At 42.7% G+C, this 17,026-nt stretch carries 22 protein-coding genes; 12 read left to right on the top strand and 10 right to left on the bottom strand.

The window, feature by feature from the left end:
• Positions 1–55: 55 nt before the first annotated feature.
• The 3 genes from ABD772_RS12900 to ABD772_RS12890 all read left to right on the top strand — a co-directional run bounded on the left by ABD772_RS12900 (position 56) and on the right by ABD772_RS12890 (position 2,529).
• The gene (locus ABD772_RS12900) at positions 56–1,153 is read left to right on the top strand and encodes a Nif3-like dinuclear metal center hexameric protein (protein ID WP_345105047.1); all 1,098 of its coding nucleotides are present in this window, start codon (positions 56–58) and stop codon (positions 1,151–1,153) included.
• A gap of 135 nt (positions 1,154–1,288) precedes the next feature.
• Positions 1,289–2,038 (top strand): zinc ribbon domain-containing protein, encoded by a 750-nt coding sequence (locus tag ABD772_RS12895; RefSeq protein ID WP_345105044.1) that lies wholly within the window; start codon positions 1,289–1,291, stop codon positions 2,036–2,038.
• A 92-nt stretch (positions 2,039–2,130) separates the two neighbouring features.
• Positions 2,131–2,529 carry a ribosomal maturation YjgA family protein gene (locus tag ABD772_RS12890; protein ID WP_345105041.1) on the top strand — a complete coding sequence of 133 codons (399 nt, stop codon included), beginning with the start codon at positions 2,131–2,133 and terminating at the stop codon, positions 2,527–2,529.
• A gap of 23 nt (positions 2,530–2,552) precedes the next feature.
• On the opposite strand, the gene ABD772_RS12885 is transcribed toward ABD772_RS12890, so the two are convergent.
• Positions 2,553–3,623, bottom strand: a complete 1,071-nt coding sequence (locus tag ABD772_RS12885; RefSeq protein WP_345105038.1) for a PA0069 family radical SAM protein — start codon at positions 3,621–3,623, stop codon at positions 2,553–2,555.
• A 145-nt stretch (positions 3,624–3,768) separates the two neighbouring features.
• Between ABD772_RS12885 and ABD772_RS12880 the strand changes: the two genes are divergently transcribed.
• From ABD772_RS12880 to ABD772_RS12855, 6 genes are all read left to right on the top strand, one after another.
• Positions 3,769–4,854 carry a metallophosphoesterase gene (locus ABD772_RS12880; RefSeq protein ID WP_345105035.1) on the top strand — a complete coding sequence of 362 codons (1,086 nt, stop codon included), beginning with the start codon at positions 3,769–3,771 and terminating at the stop codon, positions 4,852–4,854.
• A gap of 42 nt (positions 4,855–4,896) precedes the next feature.
• Positions 4,897–5,466, top strand: coding sequence for a thiamine diphosphokinase (locus ABD772_RS12875; RefSeq protein ID WP_345105033.1), 570 nt, complete (start codon positions 4,897–4,899; stop codon positions 5,464–5,466).
• A gap of 129 nt (positions 5,467–5,595) precedes the next feature.
• The gene (locus ABD772_RS12870) at positions 5,596–6,678 is read left to right on the top strand and encodes a DUF6515 family protein (protein ID WP_345105031.1); all 1,083 of its coding nucleotides are present in this window, start codon (positions 5,596–5,598) and stop codon (positions 6,676–6,678) included.
• 143 nt (positions 6,679–6,821) lie between these two features.
• The gene (gene modA / locus ABD772_RS12865; protein ID WP_345105029.1) at positions 6,822–7,595 is read left to right on the top strand and encodes a molybdate ABC transporter substrate-binding protein; all 774 of its coding nucleotides are present in this window, start codon (positions 6,822–6,824) and stop codon (positions 7,593–7,595) included.
• 14 nt (positions 7,596–7,609) lie between these two features.
• Positions 7,610–8,281 (top strand): molybdate ABC transporter permease subunit, encoded by a 672-nt coding sequence (gene modB, locus ABD772_RS12860; protein ID WP_345105027.1) that lies wholly within the window; start codon positions 7,610–7,612, stop codon positions 8,279–8,281.
• Entirely contained in the window at positions 8,278–8,895 is a 618-nt protein-coding gene (locus tag ABD772_RS12855; RefSeq protein ID WP_345105024.1) for an ATP-binding cassette domain-containing protein, read from the top strand. The genes modB and ABD772_RS12855 overlap by 4 nt, the downstream gene beginning before the upstream one ends.
• A 41-nt stretch (positions 8,896–8,936) precedes the next feature.
• Here the strand turns inward: ABD772_RS12855 and ABD772_RS12850 are convergent, their stop codons facing one another.
• From ABD772_RS12850 to ABD772_RS12835, 4 genes are all read right to left on the bottom strand, one after another.
• Positions 8,937–9,515: a peroxiredoxin-like family protein gene (locus tag ABD772_RS12850; protein WP_345105021.1), complete on the bottom strand. Its 579-nt coding sequence runs from the start codon at positions 9,513–9,515 to the stop codon at positions 8,937–8,939.
• 54 nt (positions 9,516–9,569) lie between these two features.
• Entirely contained in the window at positions 9,570–9,782 is a 213-nt protein-coding gene (locus ABD772_RS12845; protein WP_345105018.1) for a hypothetical protein, read from the bottom strand.
• A gap of 68 nt (positions 9,783–9,850) precedes the next feature.
• Positions 9,851–10,126 (bottom strand): hypothetical protein, encoded by a 276-nt coding sequence (locus tag ABD772_RS12840; RefSeq protein ID WP_345105016.1) that lies wholly within the window; start codon positions 10,124–10,126, stop codon positions 9,851–9,853.
• Positions 10,127–10,705, bottom strand: coding sequence for a sigma-70 family RNA polymerase sigma factor (locus ABD772_RS12835; RefSeq protein WP_345105013.1), 579 nt, complete (start codon positions 10,703–10,705; stop codon positions 10,127–10,129).
• A gap of 124 nt (positions 10,706–10,829) precedes the next feature.
• Here ABD772_RS12835 and ABD772_RS12830 point away from each other — a divergent pair, with 124 nt between their 5' ends.
• From ABD772_RS12830 to ABD772_RS12820, 3 genes are read left to right on the top strand one after another with little or no spacing between them, the layout of a single operon-like run.
• Positions 10,830–11,591 carry a DUF1223 domain-containing protein gene (locus ABD772_RS12830; RefSeq protein ID WP_345105010.1) on the top strand — a complete coding sequence of 254 codons (762 nt, stop codon included), beginning with the start codon at positions 10,830–10,832 and terminating at the stop codon, positions 11,589–11,591.
• The gene (locus tag ABD772_RS12825) at positions 11,588–12,277 is read left to right on the top strand and encodes a cytochrome b/b6 domain-containing protein (protein ID WP_345105008.1); all 690 of its coding nucleotides are present in this window, start codon (positions 11,588–11,590) and stop codon (positions 12,275–12,277) included. Before ABD772_RS12830 ends, ABD772_RS12825 begins: the two co-directional genes overlap by 4 nt.
• Positions 12,258–13,043: a molybdopterin-dependent oxidoreductase gene (locus tag ABD772_RS12820; RefSeq protein WP_345105005.1), complete on the top strand. Its 786-nt coding sequence runs from the start codon at positions 12,258–12,260 to the stop codon at positions 13,041–13,043. Before ABD772_RS12825 ends, ABD772_RS12820 begins: the two co-directional genes overlap by 20 nt.
• Here the strand turns inward: ABD772_RS12820 and ABD772_RS12815 are convergent.
• The 5 genes from ABD772_RS12815 to ABD772_RS12795 form a co-directional block, all read right to left on the bottom strand.
• Entirely contained in the window at positions 13,028–13,474 is a 447-nt protein-coding gene (locus ABD772_RS12815) for a DUF983 domain-containing protein (RefSeq protein WP_345105003.1), read from the bottom strand. The two genes, ABD772_RS12820 and ABD772_RS12815, sit on opposite strands and share 16 nt — an antisense overlap.
• The gene (locus ABD772_RS12810; RefSeq protein WP_345105000.1) at positions 13,467–14,342 is read right to left on the bottom strand and encodes an AraC family transcriptional regulator; all 876 of its coding nucleotides are present in this window, start codon (positions 14,340–14,342) and stop codon (positions 13,467–13,469) included. Before ABD772_RS12810 ends, ABD772_RS12815 begins: the two co-directional genes overlap by 8 nt.
• Before the next feature lie 470 nt (positions 14,343–14,812).
• A complete protein-coding gene (locus ABD772_RS12805; RefSeq protein WP_345104997.1) occupies positions 14,813–15,151 on the bottom strand; it encodes a hypothetical protein in 339 nt (112 codons plus the stop codon).
• Between the two features lie 246 nt (positions 15,152–15,397).
• Entirely contained in the window at positions 15,398–15,946 is a 549-nt protein-coding gene (locus ABD772_RS12800; protein WP_345104995.1) for a PH domain-containing protein, read from the bottom strand.
• A partial coding sequence (locus ABD772_RS12795; RefSeq protein WP_345104992.1) for an RHS repeat-associated core domain-containing protein occupies positions 15,924–17,026 on the bottom strand: 1,103 nt, incomplete at its 5' end. The genes ABD772_RS12800 and ABD772_RS12795, both read right to left, overlap by 23 nt.

The raw sequence follows: 17,026 nt of genomic DNA, 5'->3' as shown, positions 1-17,026 counted from the left end.
TTTGATACTTTTATAAAGTCATCGGTGTAATCAACAAATCGGTGTAATCATCGTTATGAAACTATCGCAACTTACTGCCTATCTCGAGACCATTGCCCCGCTGGCTTACCAGGAGGATTATGATAATGCCGGCCTGATTGTAGGCTACCCCGACCAGGAAATCCACCAGGTATTGATATCGTTGGACTGTATAGAGGCGGTAGTTGATGAAGCTATAGCTACCAATTGCCAGGTCATTATATCGCACCACCCGATAGTTTTTAAAGGCTTACAGCGATTCAATGGAAAAACGTATGTAGAGCGGGTGGTTGAGAAAGCCATTAAGCATAACATTGCGCTGTACGCCATTCATACCAACCTGGATAGCGTTTTGCCGGGCGTGAATGCCAGGATCTGTGAAACGCTTGGACTGGAAAATCTTCGTATACTATCACCAAAACAGGGCGTACTTAAAAAACTGGTAACTTATGTTCCTACCAGCCACGCCGACCAGGTGCGTAACGCGTTATTTCACGCCGGAGCAGGCAACATTGGCAATTACAGCGAATGCAGCTTTAATGCCGATGGCTCGGGTACTTTTAAGGGGGACGAAGATAGCGACCCTTACGTTGGAGAGCCCGGTGTACGCCATACCGAACAAGAGACCCGTATAGAAACGGTCTATCCGTCTAACCTGGAAAGCAAAATATTAATGGCGCTCATGTTGGCTCATCCGTACGAGGAAGTGGCATACGATCTGTACGCGCTCACTAATCAGCATCAGCACGTGGGCTCTGGCATGGTAGGCGAGCTGGAACAGGCTATGGATGCCGAAGAATTTTTATATCACCTGAAAGAAAAAATGCAAGCGCATGTGATCCGACATACTGCCCTTACAGGCAAATCCATCAAAAAAGTGGCTGTGTGTGGGGGCTCTGGCGGCTTTTTGCTGAAACAGGCCATTGGTGCCGGGGCTGATATTTTTATCACAGCCGATTATAAATACCATGAATTTTTTGACGCAGACGGTAAGATAGTCATAGCCGACATAGGCCATTTTGAAAGCGAGCAGTTTACGCAACAGTTACTCTATGAACTAATTAATAAACGCTTTGCCGACTTGCAATTGCGATTGACGAGCGTAAATACCAACCCGGTTAAGTATTTTATCTGACCTATTCCAATCCTCCCTACTCAGGGAGGGCTCTGAAAAACAGTAAATTACATTTGCATTATAAAATATTTTAAATTTTTTGTATCTTTGCCATCCGTTTATAAAAATAAAACAGTATAAAATCCCGTCAAAATAATGGAACAAACCGTAGAACAAAAGCTTAAAGCGTTATACGAATTACAAACCATCCATACCAAAATTGATAAAATCAGACAGATAAGAGGCGAATTACCTATGGAGGTTGCCGACCTGGAAGACGATGTTGCCGGTTTGGAAACCCGTATACAGAAAATTAAAAATGAGCTTGATGATCTGGAGGATGATATAGTTACCCGTAAAAACCTAATCAAAGACGCTCAGGCTAATATAAAGAAATACGAGGCTCAACTCAACGAAGTAAAAAACAACCGCGAGTATGACGCCATCTCTAAAGAGATCGAGATTCAAGGTTTGGACATACAGGTAAGCGAGAAAAAAATTCGTGAATTTGGTTTTGAGATAACCTCCAAAACTCAGATCTATGAAAAAGCTCTTGCTGACTTAGAATCCCGCAGAAGTGACTTACAGGCAAAAAAGGACGAATTAGATACCATTACTGCCGAAACTGAAAAAGACGAGCTTGCCCTCACAGAACAAGCGGATACCGCTGTAAAAACTATCGATGATCGTTTATTGATTGCTTACAATCGTTTACGCAAAAACGCTAAAAACGGCCTGGCTGTAGTAACTATTCAGCGCGATTCTTGCTCTGGTTGCTTTAACCAGATTCCGCCTCAACGTCAGTCAGATATCCGCCAGCGCAAAAAAGTTATCGTTTGCGAGCATTGCGGCCGTATCCTGATAGACGAGCAAATGGCTTTGGAAGCAGAAACTGCAATTGCTTAATTATTAAGCGATCAAAATATAAAAGCGCCCTTAAAGGCGCTTTTTTTATGTCTCTTCGATTATAACTATTTTAATATCTATATATTTAACTGATGGTAAAAGCCCGGTTAATTTATTTATCTATATTAATTGTCACCGTTATTGCCGGACTGCTGTCGCGCGAATTATCGTCATCAGTTGTACCCTTATTTGTGGGCGATATTTTATGGGGTCTGGCTGTATTTCTGTTGTTGAAGTTCATCTTTATCAGAAAACCTTTGGGGTTTATTGTTATCATCAGCCTTATTTATACCTGGGTCACCGAGTTTAGTCAACTTTACAGCGCGCCGTGGATCGACAACGTGCGTCAAACGCTCTTCGGCAAGTTAATGCTCGGTGAAACTTTTTTATTGGCGGATATTGTCAGCTACACCATAGGCATAGGTTTGGGTGTTTTAGTAGAGCTTTCGCTGCGCAAATTGGTGACGACAATGTATCCCAAAGAGGCCTGATAACGGCTTTCTAATTATCTATATCAAAACAAATTGATTTGCTTGCCTCTTTTTGGAGTAAACAAACTATAGTCATGCACCGGCATTTCCCGGTCGGCCAGGAAACGGTTACAGGCCATGCGATACAATTGATGAATGGATTGCGCTACCGGGCCGTCGCCGCTCATGCGGCGGCCAAACTCACTGTCGTTTAAATTACCGCCATGGCACTGTTTGATCATGTTTAATACCTTTTCTGCACGGTCGGGATACGCTTTATGCACCCAATCGGTAAAAATCTCGCCAATGCTGCCGTTTAGCCTGACTATAGTAAAGCCTGCAGATAGCGCGCCCCTGTCGGCAGCTGCTTTAATAATGTCAGGTATTTCATTACTATTCAGCCCGGGAATGATCGGCGCCGCCATCACCCTTACGGGCACCCCATTTTCTGACATACGTTGTATCACATTCAGTCTTCCGCTGGCCGTAACTGTACGTGGTTCAAGCTTTTGGCGCAATGATTCATTAAGCGAAGTTATAGATACATTAACGTGCACCAGGTTCAGTTTGGCCAGCTCGCTGATGATATCCATATCGCGCAGTATCACATTGTTTTTAGTGATGATGCTTACCGGGTTGCGGTACTTTAAAAATACCTCAAGCAGGCTACGGGTTATCTTGAGTGTTCTTTCAATGGGCTGGTAACAATCGGTATTACCAGACATCAGGATAGCAACAGGCTCATAGTTCCTTTTATTAAAATATTTCTCGAGCAGTTCTGGCGCATTTTGTTTAACGATGATCTTACGCTCGAAATCCAAACCGGCGCTAAAGCCATAATACTCATGCGAATTACGGGCATAGCAATAAATACAGCCGTGCTCACAACCCTGATAGGGGTTGATGGAATACATGTGACTTAGATCGGGACTATTTGATTCACTAACGATCTTTTTCGGCGTTTCGATAAATAACTGCGTGCCCGTGTTTTCCAGCAGCGGCTCGTCTAAACCCTCAATATGATCCAATACGTATTTCCGCTGCAAGAATTTGTTATCCGTATTAACCTGTGCTCCGCGGCCCTTAAAAAAATCCGAATTCTCCTGATGACCCATGGCACAAATTTGCTAATATTTTTAGCAAATCGCAAGGGTTAATTGTTTTAAGATAGAATAATGAATTCAATGTCGAACATCGAAGTCCTTATCTTGATTGCCAATATTTCAACACACAAAAAGCGTCAAAACCTGTTAATTTAACATGCGCAAATTTTTGCAACGCCTGTTCACTAAACCAGTTATTACGCTCGCTAACAGATGGTCATCGAGGCCAAATAAAATGCGGGTTGATAAAGCGCTTTCAGGGCTTTATCAAAACGTCAGCAAAAATCCGGGTAAACGCGGGCAAATCATAAACTTTGACGCCAAAAAAGACCGGTTCATCATCTTATCAGACCAGCATAAAGGCGCCCGAGATGGCTCAGACATTTTTGCCAAAGCTGCCGGCAATTATTTAGCAGCATTAAACTATTACAACAAAGAGAAATTCTTTTACATCAACTTGGGTGATAGCGAAGAGCTTTGGGAAAACACATTTCTTACTGTTAAAAAACATAACAAAAAAACTTTCGAAGCAGAGCAACGATTTCTTGATCGTGGTGCTTTTATCAAAATATTTGGCAATCATGACTTGTATTGGGATAACGACCCGCTGGCAATTGTAAATCTGGCCAAGATCTATGATCAACCCCTAAAGGTTTACGAAGGGGCTATTTTGCAAACTGTTGTCGGCAAAAACAAACTGGCTATTTATTTAACCCACGGCCATCAGGGTGATCTGCAAAGCGACGGAAATTGGTTTAGCAAATGGTTTGTGTCTGATATTTGGGCGCCGTTTCAGGCTTATTTGCGCATCAACCCGAACACCCCGGCCAATAATGATACTTTAAAGACCGACCACAACCGCATCATGTACGAGTGGAGTTCTAAACGAAAGAACACCATACTTATTACCGGGCATACACACCAACCGGTATTTCGCTCTTTGACCGAGCTGGAGATATTGTACGAGAAACAGAGGATGGCCCTGGGCGATGATGCCATAGAACTGCAGCGCAGAATTGATAAACTGCATTTAAAAACTTCGCGTCAACCTGATTTTAAAGGCTATCTGGACAGCTATTTTAATAGTGGCTGCTGTTGTTTTGATGATGGCGACATCACCGGAATAGAGATCGCTGATGAGTGTATCCGATTGATCAAATGGGAATATCACAGTAAAAAAAGTGTGCGTATGGTGTTAGAAGAAGCTTATTTGAAAGATTTAAAGTTAAACTGGTCTGAATAGCATTTGCTTTATTTATTTTAGTTGACATTTAAAAAATCTGTTATGTCATCGCACCACATTGTCAGAGAAAAACAAGAACCGGCTTTACTAATACTAAGCCTTGATGGGTTTGATGACGAACAGCTTGGCCAGTTATTGGAGTGGAGCCCTACGGTGATGTCAACTTCACCGGTTGCAGAGCAGTTGCATGCCTTTGGTATCAAGATAGACTGGATTATCACCGATGACGTCGCCAATAATTTGCAATCAGATATCAAATATCTATCAACTAACAACAAACAAGCAAACGCTGCGGCGCTTGACTACTTGGTGGAAAAAGGATACCCGGCCGTAAATATAGTAACTGACGAGTTTAACCTGGAGCAATACCAACCATATGCCGATAAAATAACCCTGGTAATATTTTATCAGCAGCAAAAAATATATAGAATCGAATCGGGATTCAGCAAATGGAAACCGGGGGGCGATGTTATCCGAATCATATCGCAGGTAAAAAATTTAAAAACACACGGCCTGCAACAAATAGCCGAAAATGTCTATGTAACTATTGCCGATGGCTTTTTCGGCCTTCACTTTGATAATGGGCCGCTATTTATAGCAGAAGATTTATAAATACAGCCTATAAAGCAATTTGTTATACTTCAATAAGTGCTTAAACGTTATGATATATTGATTAAACCGTTTGTACATTTGTTAGTCTATAAATTAAATAACCGGCAGCGGTATAATGCAAACTGAAACATGAAGAAAAGATATAACAACCTAATCGGAACGGGCTTAATAGCGCTATTGTGCGTTGGCTTGAGCATGCCGGCCTATTCTCAGCGCGGTATACAGCATAGCGATGGCAAAAGCTCTGGCGGTGGTTCTACTCCGCCCCCTTCACAGCCGCCCCCTTCGCCCCAGCCTCAGGTTCAACGAAGTAGCCCGCCGCCACAACAGCAGATTCAGCGCACCAACCCACAATCCCAGCGCAGCAATCCGCAGCCGCAACAGTCGCAACCACAAATGCAGCGCAGTAGCCAAAACAATGGCTTTGGCGGTCAGCGTAATAATGCGACCAGCACACCGGGCAGCGATCCGCGGGGTATCCAGCACAGACAGATTGGCTCGTTTACACCGAACAATCCGGGTACCCGCCGTTACCCCACCATTGGTGGCACACCAAGATCTAACGGCACCTACACCCCACGCGGATATGGTAGTTCATCACGTAGTGGCTACCGTAGTTATCCAGGTTTGCGCTTCGGCCGAAACTATGTATCACCGCGCCCAAGAGGGTTTTATTACCGAAACCGCGGCTATTACAGAACCTACTATACACCACGGCTTGGTTTTAGTATAAACATTTTACCAAGAGATTATTACCCATTTTATTACGGGCCTTATCAATATTACTATAGCGAGGGCTTATACTATCGTCAGATGGAAGACAATAACTATACTGTAGTTGAACCGCCAGTTGGTGCTACTATTGAAAAGTTACCTTCTAATGCACAGTCAATTGTTATAAACGGTATGCAGTATTATGAGCTTAATGGCGTTTACTATCAGCCGGTAACCCGCGACGATGGCACACTGGTTTACCAGATAGCCGGCAAAGATGGCGAGTTAAATGTCGACGATGCGGGTGGCTCGCAGGAAGACCTGCCGCAAGTGGGCGACCTGGTAGATACGCTGCCTGAGGGCTGCAAAATTTTGCGACTGAACGGCCAGAAATATTATGTATCTGAAGAAGGGTATTACTTCCAGGACGCAGTTGATACCAATGGCGACAAGGTATTTAAAATTGTAGGCACACCGGACGAGGAGCCTGAAAATTAAAAAAAGTCGAATTATATAGAATGAGGGGCGATGGTTTGGAACTATCGCCCCTTTTTATTGCGAGATCATCTTTAAATAGCATACATGAGCTGGCACTATTGTTTATAATAATTCGTTTTATCTTTACATCTTTAGCTTGTAACATGTACCGGAGAAAAGTTATTGCCGCATTAACTAAACCTATTGCCTTAGTCATCATCCTTAACCTGCTGTTGTGCGGGTCATCATTCGCGCAGGTTTTAAGGGTAGCTGCCGCCGCCAATCTGCAATCTGTCATCAAGGTTTTGCAAAAAGACTTTAAGCAAAAAACTCATATCACTATTCAACCTATAATCAGTTCGTCAGGCAAACTGGCAGCTCAGATCAAAAATGGTGCTCCTTTTGACGTTTTCTTATCGGCAGATATGACTTTACCTGAATCTTTGTACAAAGAGGGCTTTTCCACCAGGCCACCTGTGGTTTATGCTTATGGTAGCCTGATTATTTGCAGTACAAAAAACATTGGTTTTGAAAACTGGGAGCGTACATTGCTTACTCCCCGCATCAAAAAAATCGCTATCGCTAATCCGGCGGTTGCGCCGTATGGCGAAGCAGCCAAAGAAGTTCTGCAACAAAAGGGTGTTTTTGACAACGTTCAAAATAAAATGGTTTATGGCGAAAGCATTTCGCAGGTAAATACTTATATCACTACAGCTGTGGTTGAAGTAGGTTTTACTACACAAGCCCTGTTGAAAGACCAGGCCAATAAAACCATCATATATTGGAAAATTATTGATCCTAAAAGTTATTCGCCCATTAAACAGGGAATGGTAATTTTAAAACATGCCGCAGGCAACTCAAACGCAGAAAAATTTTACAAATATCTTTTGAGTGCCAATGCTAAAAAGATATTTGTAAAATACGGCTACCGCATTTAGCAGCCACAGTAACTATGGACTTGTCACCGATCTGGCTTAGCTTAAAACTGTCAACGATAACCACTTCGTTGCTCTTTATAACCGGGCTACCTTTAGCCTGGTGGTTATCGGGCCGACGGTCCTTCTTTAAAACCATTGTGGAAGCTATAATCACTATGCCGCTGGTTTTGCCGCCTTCGGTACTCGGATTTTATTTGCTGCTGGCTTTTAGTCCGCAGCACGGCTTGGGAAAATGGCTTCACGACGTTTTCGATATCCAGTTTGTTTTTTCATTTAACGGCTTAGTGCTGGCATCTTTTATTTATAGCATGCCCTTTATGACAGGGCCTATTAAATCGGCCCTGCAGCAATTACCCACCTCACTGGCACAAGCATCTTATACACTCGGCAAAACGCGCTGGCAGACGTTTAAAAGCGTGCTGGTGCCTAATATTAAGCCATCGTTGCTCACTGCCGCTGTACTGACCTTCGCTCATACATTGGGCGAGTTTGGCGTAGTGCTGATGATAGGCGGCAGTATCCCAAACATCACCCGGGTAGCATCAATCGCTGTTTACGATTCGGTTGAGCAAATGGACTACGCGGCCGCCAATAGCTATTCAATAATCCTCTTTGCCATTACGTTTGTTTTGGTGACCGGTGTGTTTATTTTTAATAAGCACCAGGCTAAATCTCCTTTAGAATGATCAGCGTAGCAATAGAGAAAGAACTGAAAGTTTACAGAGGGCGGCACATCCTGAAGGTTAATTATCAATTTGCCCCTGGTAGCGTTACCAAAATATACGGACCATCAGGCGCCGGGAAAACCACGCTCTTAAAAATCATTGCCGGATTAATCCACCCCGAACAAGGTAAGATAATAGCCGGCAAGGAAACCTGGCTGGATACTACGGCCGGAATCAATTTGACGCCACAAAAACGTATGCCCGGCTTCGTTTTTCAGGATTATGCCCTGTTTCCAAACATGACTGTTGCTGAGCATTTAGCTTACGCAAGCACAGACCGGGCCTGGATTGAAAGATTATTACAACTGGGAAAGCTGGATTCACTGGCCGATCATAAACCCATTTATCTGTCGGGCGGGCAACAACAGCGGTTGGCTGTTTTACGGGCTTTAGCCATACGACCCAAATTGTTATTAATGGATGAGCCTTTTTCGGCACTCGATCCGGAGACCAAAAGCGAACTGATTAACGGGCTGAAAATTCTTTTCAAGGAGATTGTTCCTACGGTTCTCATTGTGAGCCACAATCCACAGGAGTTGGACGGCTGGGCTGACGATGAACTGTATATCGCTTAAAATAAAACGGCGATGAACTTCATCGCCGTTTTATTAGTTTATTAAATGGCATCAGCTATCGCGCGGATAGATGGCCTGTTACGATAGTCTTTGTCAAAATGTACAAAAACCAGCTTGCCGCTTTTATCAATAACGTAGGTGGCCGGAACAGGAAGTACATGGTCAGTATTCCCATTATTTTGATCAAGGTCTATACCGTACTTTTTGTAGGCACCAACCGTTTTGTCATCCAGCACATAGTTAACGTCATACGCTTTCATGATCTTATAGTCCTTATCCTGGACGATAGAAAATGATGCATGCGTTTTACCAATTGTCTTGTTGATATTCTCCGCAGTTTCAGGAGTAACACCAACCACATATGCCCCTTTACCGGTAAGCATTTGCAAGGAGTCCTGTAACTGCTGTAAATGTTTGTTACAGTATGGACACCATTGTCCGCGGTAAAAAAACAATACGACAGCCTTATGGGTCTTAAGCAAGGTTTTAAGACTTATTATTTTACCATAATTGTCTTTGGCTGTAAAAACCGGGGCTTGTCCGCCTTTTTTTAAACCAGCTTGTGCGTATAAAGCTGCAGAACTTAATATAAAAAAGGCTATTAGTAGTACTTTTTTCATGTTGATTTTCTTTAATTTAAAAATGTCAAACGAAGGGAGCCACAGGCCCACCTATTACATTTTTGACATCTTTTTCATTTTGCCGGTGTCTTTGGTCATCTTTTTCGGCGCCATTTTTTTGCTCATCTTCTTATCCGTTTTTTTGTCCATTTTAGACATTTGCCCTGTATCGGCTGCCATTGGGCGTACCGCTCCGGCTTGAAGATTTAAAGAAAGTGTTGTTGCGATCGTGCCTGCGATCAGGATTTTTGAAACAATTGTCTTCATTTTGATTGTGGTTTTAAATGTGTTTTTGGGCACTTTGTCGACCATCCAAACCAAACCTTACAATCAAATTAACTTTTGTTTAATTCGTCCTCAATGCGATGCTGCAGATCTTGCTTAAAATCGTCATCTAACCGAACGTTACTCACGTCAACATCTGTAAACATTTGCCGTACCATTTTATTGATGATGCCGCTTTGATTCTCAAAAACACGACATACCAAGCAGCCAGCCAAATGGATATGCAACTCTACCTTTTCGCTAATACTTAAACCGCTTATCAATTTCTTTTCAATAAGAAGCGTCGCTTTCCTGCAGTTGTATTGGATTTTCTTTATCGGTCCCATCTATATCCAGTTTTTTTGAAGGCAGGCCCTCAGGTTAAGTTTAGCACGATGGATAATTACCCAAAAATTAGCCGATGTCACCTTTAATTGCTTACAAATGTTTTCTGATGACTCCTCTTCCATATGCTTCATGGTGAATACGGCCAGCCAAAGTGCGGGTAGTTTTTGCATACACTGCTGTAGCACCCGGTTAAGTTCTTTGTTGTGTAATGGGTCCTGATCCTCTACACCTAACTCTTTTGGCCAATGCTCTTCGCGCCAATGACCATCTTCATAAAAGAAATCATCATAGGTTTTGTCATCCGTTTTTGACGTTTTATTGTTTAAACCTGGCGACCGTTTGCGGTAGATGTCGATGATCTTATTTTTCAAAATGGCTGTTAGCCAGGTACGCTCGCTGCTTCTGCCCTCAAAGTGGTCGGCCTTTTCAAGGGCCGCCAGAAATACCTCTTGAACCAGGTCGCGCGCCTGCTCTTCATCATTAATGCGGCTTAGGGCATACGCATACAGGTAGTCGGCATAATTATCCACCCATTTGTGAGGGTTAATTGTGTGGGGAACTAATATTTGGTTTGACATTGTTGTTGACACATTAGACGCGCGCTCGTATAAAACCTTACAGATGAAATAAAATTATTAAATTTATTGTAAGGACAAGTCTGTCCCCCCGACCAATTCCGTATATCGATTTATATACCGCGTTATGAAATATATCAAAATCATCACATTGCCGGGACTGTGCCTGATAGGATCTTTCTTGTCAGCTTTTTGTAATCAGCCAAATCCGGCAAAAAGCGGCTTTGCTGTCATCGAACTATTTACCTCCGAAGGCTGCTCAAGTTGCCCGCCGGCAGATGAGCTGGTAGCAAAAGTGCAGAAGGAATATCAAAATGAGCCGGTTTACATCCTGTCTTTTCATGTAGATTATTGGAATCGCCTGGGGTGGAAGGATGTTTATAGCAACGCCGATTATTCCAAACGCCAGGAAGCATATGCCAAGTCTTTGCATATTCCGTCGGTGTATACGCCCCAAATTGTCGTTAATGGCAGCAAGGAATTCGTCGGTTCGCAGGACGGTGTTTTACGTAACGCTATTAAAGCGGCATTACACAATACTGGTTCGGCGCAGATATCATTAAGTAATATCATAAATAGCGGCACGAAGATAACCATACATTACCATACCGTTGGCACTTCAAAATACAGCGAAGTGATTTTGGCATTAGTACAAAAATCGGCGCAAACCAATGTAAAGGCGGGCGAAAATAAAGGACATATCTTGTCGCACGTGCAAATTGTTCGTCAAATGCAGCGTTTTGCAGTTGGTAATAAAGATGGTACAACCCAATTAATGCTTCCAAAAGGCGTTAGTTCGCAAAACATCGAAGTTATCGCCTTAGTGCAGGATAACGCTTGCGGACAAATTACCGGAGCTACAAAACAGCCCTTGCCCATTGCCTCATGAAACAGATCAAAGAAAAGCATTCGTTAGCTATGCGGTGGTGCCATTGGGTAAATTTCCCTATGCTCAGCATCATGATCTGGAGCGGAATGCTGATCTATTGGGCCGATGATGAATATAGCATCACCTTGTTTGGCCATACTTATTTTAAGTTTTTTCCCGAAGGGTTCTATAAATACTTCAACATTACACACCGGCTGTCAGAAGGAATGGCGTTTCATTTTCTATTCATGTGGTTCTTCATTCTGAATGGCGTGTTTTATGTGTTGTACACCTTGATATCAGGCGAGTGGCGTGAGCTGTTCCCTAAAAAGCATTCTTTCAGAGACGCCTGGCAAGTTTTGTTACACGATCTGCACATCCGAAAAATGGCACCACCACAAAACAAGTATAATGCCGCCCAGCGGATTGCCTATACAGCTATAATCATAATGGGCATTGGTTCTGTAATAAGCGGGCTGGCTATTTATAAACCTGTACAATGTTATTATTTAACATGGCTATGCGGCGGTTACCACTCGGCTCGCATTATTCACTTTGTACTTACCATCGGCTATGTCTTTTTCTTTGTGGTACATGTGGTGCAGGTTTTCCTGGCAGGATGGAAAAACTTCAGTTCTGTGGTAACCGGATTTGAGGTAGCAGAAACGCGGCCCATAAAAAAAACAAATGGCGAAAAAGAAAGTTAAAAAGCCGCTGACTATACAGCAAAAAATCAATCGCCGAACCTTTATTTCTTTTGGCGTGTTTGGCGCAGCAGCCGTTGGCGGCGTATTGAGTTGGCGCTGGCTTTATCATGCGCCGGAGGAAGCCACAGCAATAACAGGAGGCCAGCGCGTACCCCTGCGACGCGCACTTAATAAAACAGAGATAGCGGTGCGCCGGTTACTTTATAACGAAAATCACCTGGTTAAAACCTACCCAAAACATATGGCCGCCAAAAATGTGCGGGTGAATAGTGACATCGGTATAGAAGCTGAAAAGAAATTTGATGTGGCTGACTGGATGCTTGAAGTAAAAAAACAAAACGGCGACACCCTTAAAGTAAGTTTGGACGAACTGAAAATGCTACCCAAAACCGAAATCGTTTATGACTTTAAATGCGTTGAAGGCTGGGACCAGATTTCGCATTGGGGTGGCGTAAAATTTAGCGATTTCTTACGCCATTACAAGCTGGACGACCAAACGCTGTTCCAATATGTCGGCATGGAAACGCCGGATAAATCTTACTATGTAGGAGTTGATATGCCCAGTGCCATTCATCCGCAAACCATTATGGCGTATGAGGTTAATTCCATGCCGCTACCGCTGGAAAATGGCGCTCCCTTGCGGCTCATTATCCCGGTAAAATATGGCATTAAAAACCTTAAACGTATTGGCACTATAACTTTCAGCAACACCCGCCCGCGCGATTATTGGGCGGAGCTGGGTTATGACTATTATTCGGGTTTGTAAAGGCCCGGCCTTTTATAATCATCGCGATCTCGGTTGGGGTCATAATTAACGCCCGGGGTTAACCAATATAATAATACTACCCGCGAATATCTGAAGTTAAAGGGAGATAAGACCACAGATATTCCTAATAATGCTGCCACATATACCCATGGATTGCGGCTGTCAAAAAGGATGTAGATACCCACGGCCATGGCCACCATTTGGGCTACGTTGAAAGCGTAGCTTACAAACATAGCTACATAAAAATAGCCCGGCTCAATCTCGAAGGTAAAGCCACAATGCGGGCAAGCCTGATTCATTTTTTGTGAGAATAAGCTATAGCTGTTATTGGTAAACATATCGCCTCTGCGACATTTGGGGCACTTGGCATGTATAGCTGCTGATAATTGAGAAGTTGGCATAGCTGTGGGTTTTATAATTGAACTAGTCATGACTATTAGTTGTTTTTCTAAATTCTTCCGGAGTACTGCCTACCTGCTTCTTGAAAAACCTGGTAAAGTAGGAGTTGTCGGCGAAATTGAGCTGATTTGCAATTTCCTGTACGGTCAAATCATTGTTTATCAGCAGCCTTTTAGCCTCTAGTGCTATCCGGTTACGTATTACCTCACCGGCCGGGATACCAAGCACATCGTTACACAAAGCATTTAAATGATTGGGGGTGATGTATAATAACTCTGCATATTGTTTCGGTAAGCGCAGGGTGGCGTAATTCTTTTCAATCAATTTCTGGAAACTACGCAGTAAGGTATAATTGTATGACGGTATCGTTTTATTGACCGATGTGAACCCTAAACGAGCTATAGCGATAAATAATTGCAACATGATCGAGCGCACCATATCATCGGCCAATGGTTTCGGCTCTTCCGTTTCGTGGATCAATTGTTCGAACAAGCCCGTTATCTGTTGTTGCATACCTGCCGGAACATCGATTACCGAATCAGCTACGATGCCTGTAAAGAATGGAAAGTCTTCCAGATAATTGGCCTTCAATAAAAACGACTGAAAAAATGGCACCGAGAAATTAATGATATAACCATCCACCTTGCCCCTAAAGGCCCAGTTATGTACCTGTCCGGGGATCATGAAATAGATCTGGAACGGTTTTACCGGCACTTGCTTGAAGTCGATAGTCTGCGAACCGTCACCCTGGGTAAAAAATACCAAGTGATAAAACGAATGTTTGTGCGCCAGATGCAAATTGCGATGGCTTTTTAAATAAGGCGCAAAGCGACTGATAAGCAGATCATCCTGACGCTGGGTCAGGCTGCAGATGTCATATATAGGGATAGCCGCTTTCATCAATACAAAGATACGCAGGATTAATCACCCCCAGTGGCACTGTTTATAGCGATTATGGCACTATTTACTGATTGTGCCCACTTGTGTCTTAGGCAAACCATGCCACGGCGACTGCACCGAAGCTCTTGAAGTGCCGGTATCCGCTTCTATCGCTAACGCGGATCTGCGCGCTGATCCACGCGAGAATGTGTATCACTTTGGATCAGTTGGATCACTTCGGAATCCTATGTTTCTTAAAATCAATTGCTTATGAAAACTAACAATTTCGTCTGGATCACTTTGGATCACTTTTCCTGACTTCTAAGTTAGTTTTGGATCAGCTAAAATTATGCAGAGGCCTGTCAGCAAGTTGAAAACTTGCGGCATTTTAGGTCGAAGTTTGTAAACTTCAACTAGGGAGGGGAAGTTTATAAACTTTAGCCAGTAACGGGAAGGCTGTCGGTTTGGGCTTACATCAACGGCTGTGGCAGTTACCGAAGTTCCAAAGATCGAATTATTTCATATAATCCTTTTTTAGTAATTACTCCATTGATTTCAGGGTTGGCTAAATCAAAAATTGCATCATGAATTTTTTTATCCGCAAATTCTATGTCATCTCTGCACTCTAATGCATTTGCCCATTCTTCTATATCACGAACAGATATTATGTCTTCTATACATTTTTCCAAAACAGTTCGAAAATCAGAATCTGTCATTGTAATTACTGGCGTTTCTGCATCCCATGTAAATTGGCTGATTTCTTTCAAAATATCATTTAAACGCCCATGGAAATGTATCAAATCATATAAAATGTCTCTTCTGTCTCTCATGTTATAATTTGGATTTAACGTGAATATATTACCTTGAGGGTCTACGGTAGTTTTTAACATTTTTACCGATGCTCCCTCCGAATTAACCCACTTTTGATATATAGCTTTTGATCCTGGAACTTTGCCTGGCGATGTGGCTTCAAATAGATATTCGCCATTTTTTAATAGTTTAAATGTAGCACTCGACTTCGAATTAGAGGGAATTTTGACCAGTGAGGGGGGGGAGGTATATGACCCAATATTCCATTATTCATTGGAGAACAATCGTTCCAACAAGGGGCTTGCTATAAATCTTTTCTTTTTCTCGATAGAGACTCCTGAGATTGTGGACATAACCTTTTCCAAATCATACATCATCAAGCAGGTTATAATGTATTGATTTCCAGACTTTAATTTTATTGTTGCATAGCGATAATCTTCAAAAGGTAAAAACCTTATAAAGCTTTTCCTATACCAAACAGGTGGCATATACAAGGTTATTTTTTCTAATTCGGAAAAATAAATTGCTGGATTAAAATTGAACGAAATATTTTTTTGGTATATGTTTATTATAATGATATCATTTTTATTTATTAGATAGTATTCACAATGAAGAAGAATGGTTGGGATGAACAATATTAAATAGTAAATGAAAAAAAACTTTAGTAAATCCCAGCTAAATCCTTCGGTCTGGTATAAAAAATAGACTAATCCGCAAAATAATACGCTTCCGTAAATTAAGAACTCTAAAGTTTTGAATTGATTTTTAAAAGTGATTTTATATTCCATAATATTATCTCCCAGGATACCATCCATTTGATAATCCCCTATTAAAATCTGATAGGTATTTACTTGTTGCATTAAGCCAAAGCATAAATCCATTATAGGATTTTTCTCCCGCCCAACCGAGTCCTCCAACAATTGCCCCTGGTATAGGTCCGAAATACGAAGCTACACCAATCCCTGTAGCAGTAACTGCTGTACGATAAGAAAACCTACCGGCTCCAATTTTACCACTTTGCATTGATCTGTAGTCCAAATACGTATTTAAAGGAGCACCAACGTAGGTTGCTGCTCCACCTAGTACTTTACCGGTTACACCAACAACCCGGTACGTACCACTAAACCTAGAAAAGGTACCTACTTTTTCAGTAATCGATAATGTTTGCCTATATTTAAGCATTCCAATTTGTGTCGCTTTCAGAGCGGCTTCCCCATAGCCAGCGTAAGTTAACCAATTATTAGTCATATTTAATCTTCCCTCAATGTTATTAGCAAAGGTGCTTTTATTTGAAATAACCTGCGATGGTGGACTATTAGGACTTATTACATTCCCCTGCACATTTTTAGAGGCATTAAAATCCGTGGCTGTCGTGGTTCTCAGATTAGTAGCATTAAAAGCACTGATGCCTTGCCCTACGGCACTTGCGCCGGCGCCAACCCAGCCCCAGGATCCCCACGAACCGCCGCTACCGGTTGCTGCACTACCAGCTGCCGCACTACCACCACTCCCACTATGAATGGTAAGATCACTCGAAGCCAGTTGGCCCGGGCTGATGCCGTTACCGTTATACTGCATCCCATCGGGATCGATCATATTTAAAGGATTATTCCCCACATATCCATAAGGCGTTTCATCTTCGTAAGTGACGGATAGCGGGTCCATAGTCAGCCATCTCGCTAAAACCGGGTTATAATTCCTGGCTCCGAAGTCATAGGTATTTAAACTCAGCTCGGGCTGTAATTCCTTGCCGCTATATTGGTACAGATCCACTGGTGTGGTCGTGTAGTTCATGGTGCTGTCGCCCATCGTTTCCCCAAAGGGGTAATAGTTTTGCACCTGGCTCAGGTTCACCGTGCCGTTATGCTCCACCCGGAAGTTGACCCGGTTGTTAA

The sequence above is a fragment of the Mucilaginibacter panaciglaebae genome (genome assembly GCF_039539265.1).
GTDB lineage: Bacteria > Bacteroidota > Bacteroidia > Sphingobacteriales > Sphingobacteriaceae > Mucilaginibacter > Mucilaginibacter panaciglaebae.
Note: the sequence above shows the minus strand (reverse complement) of the source record. Positions and strands in the feature narration are given on the sequence as shown.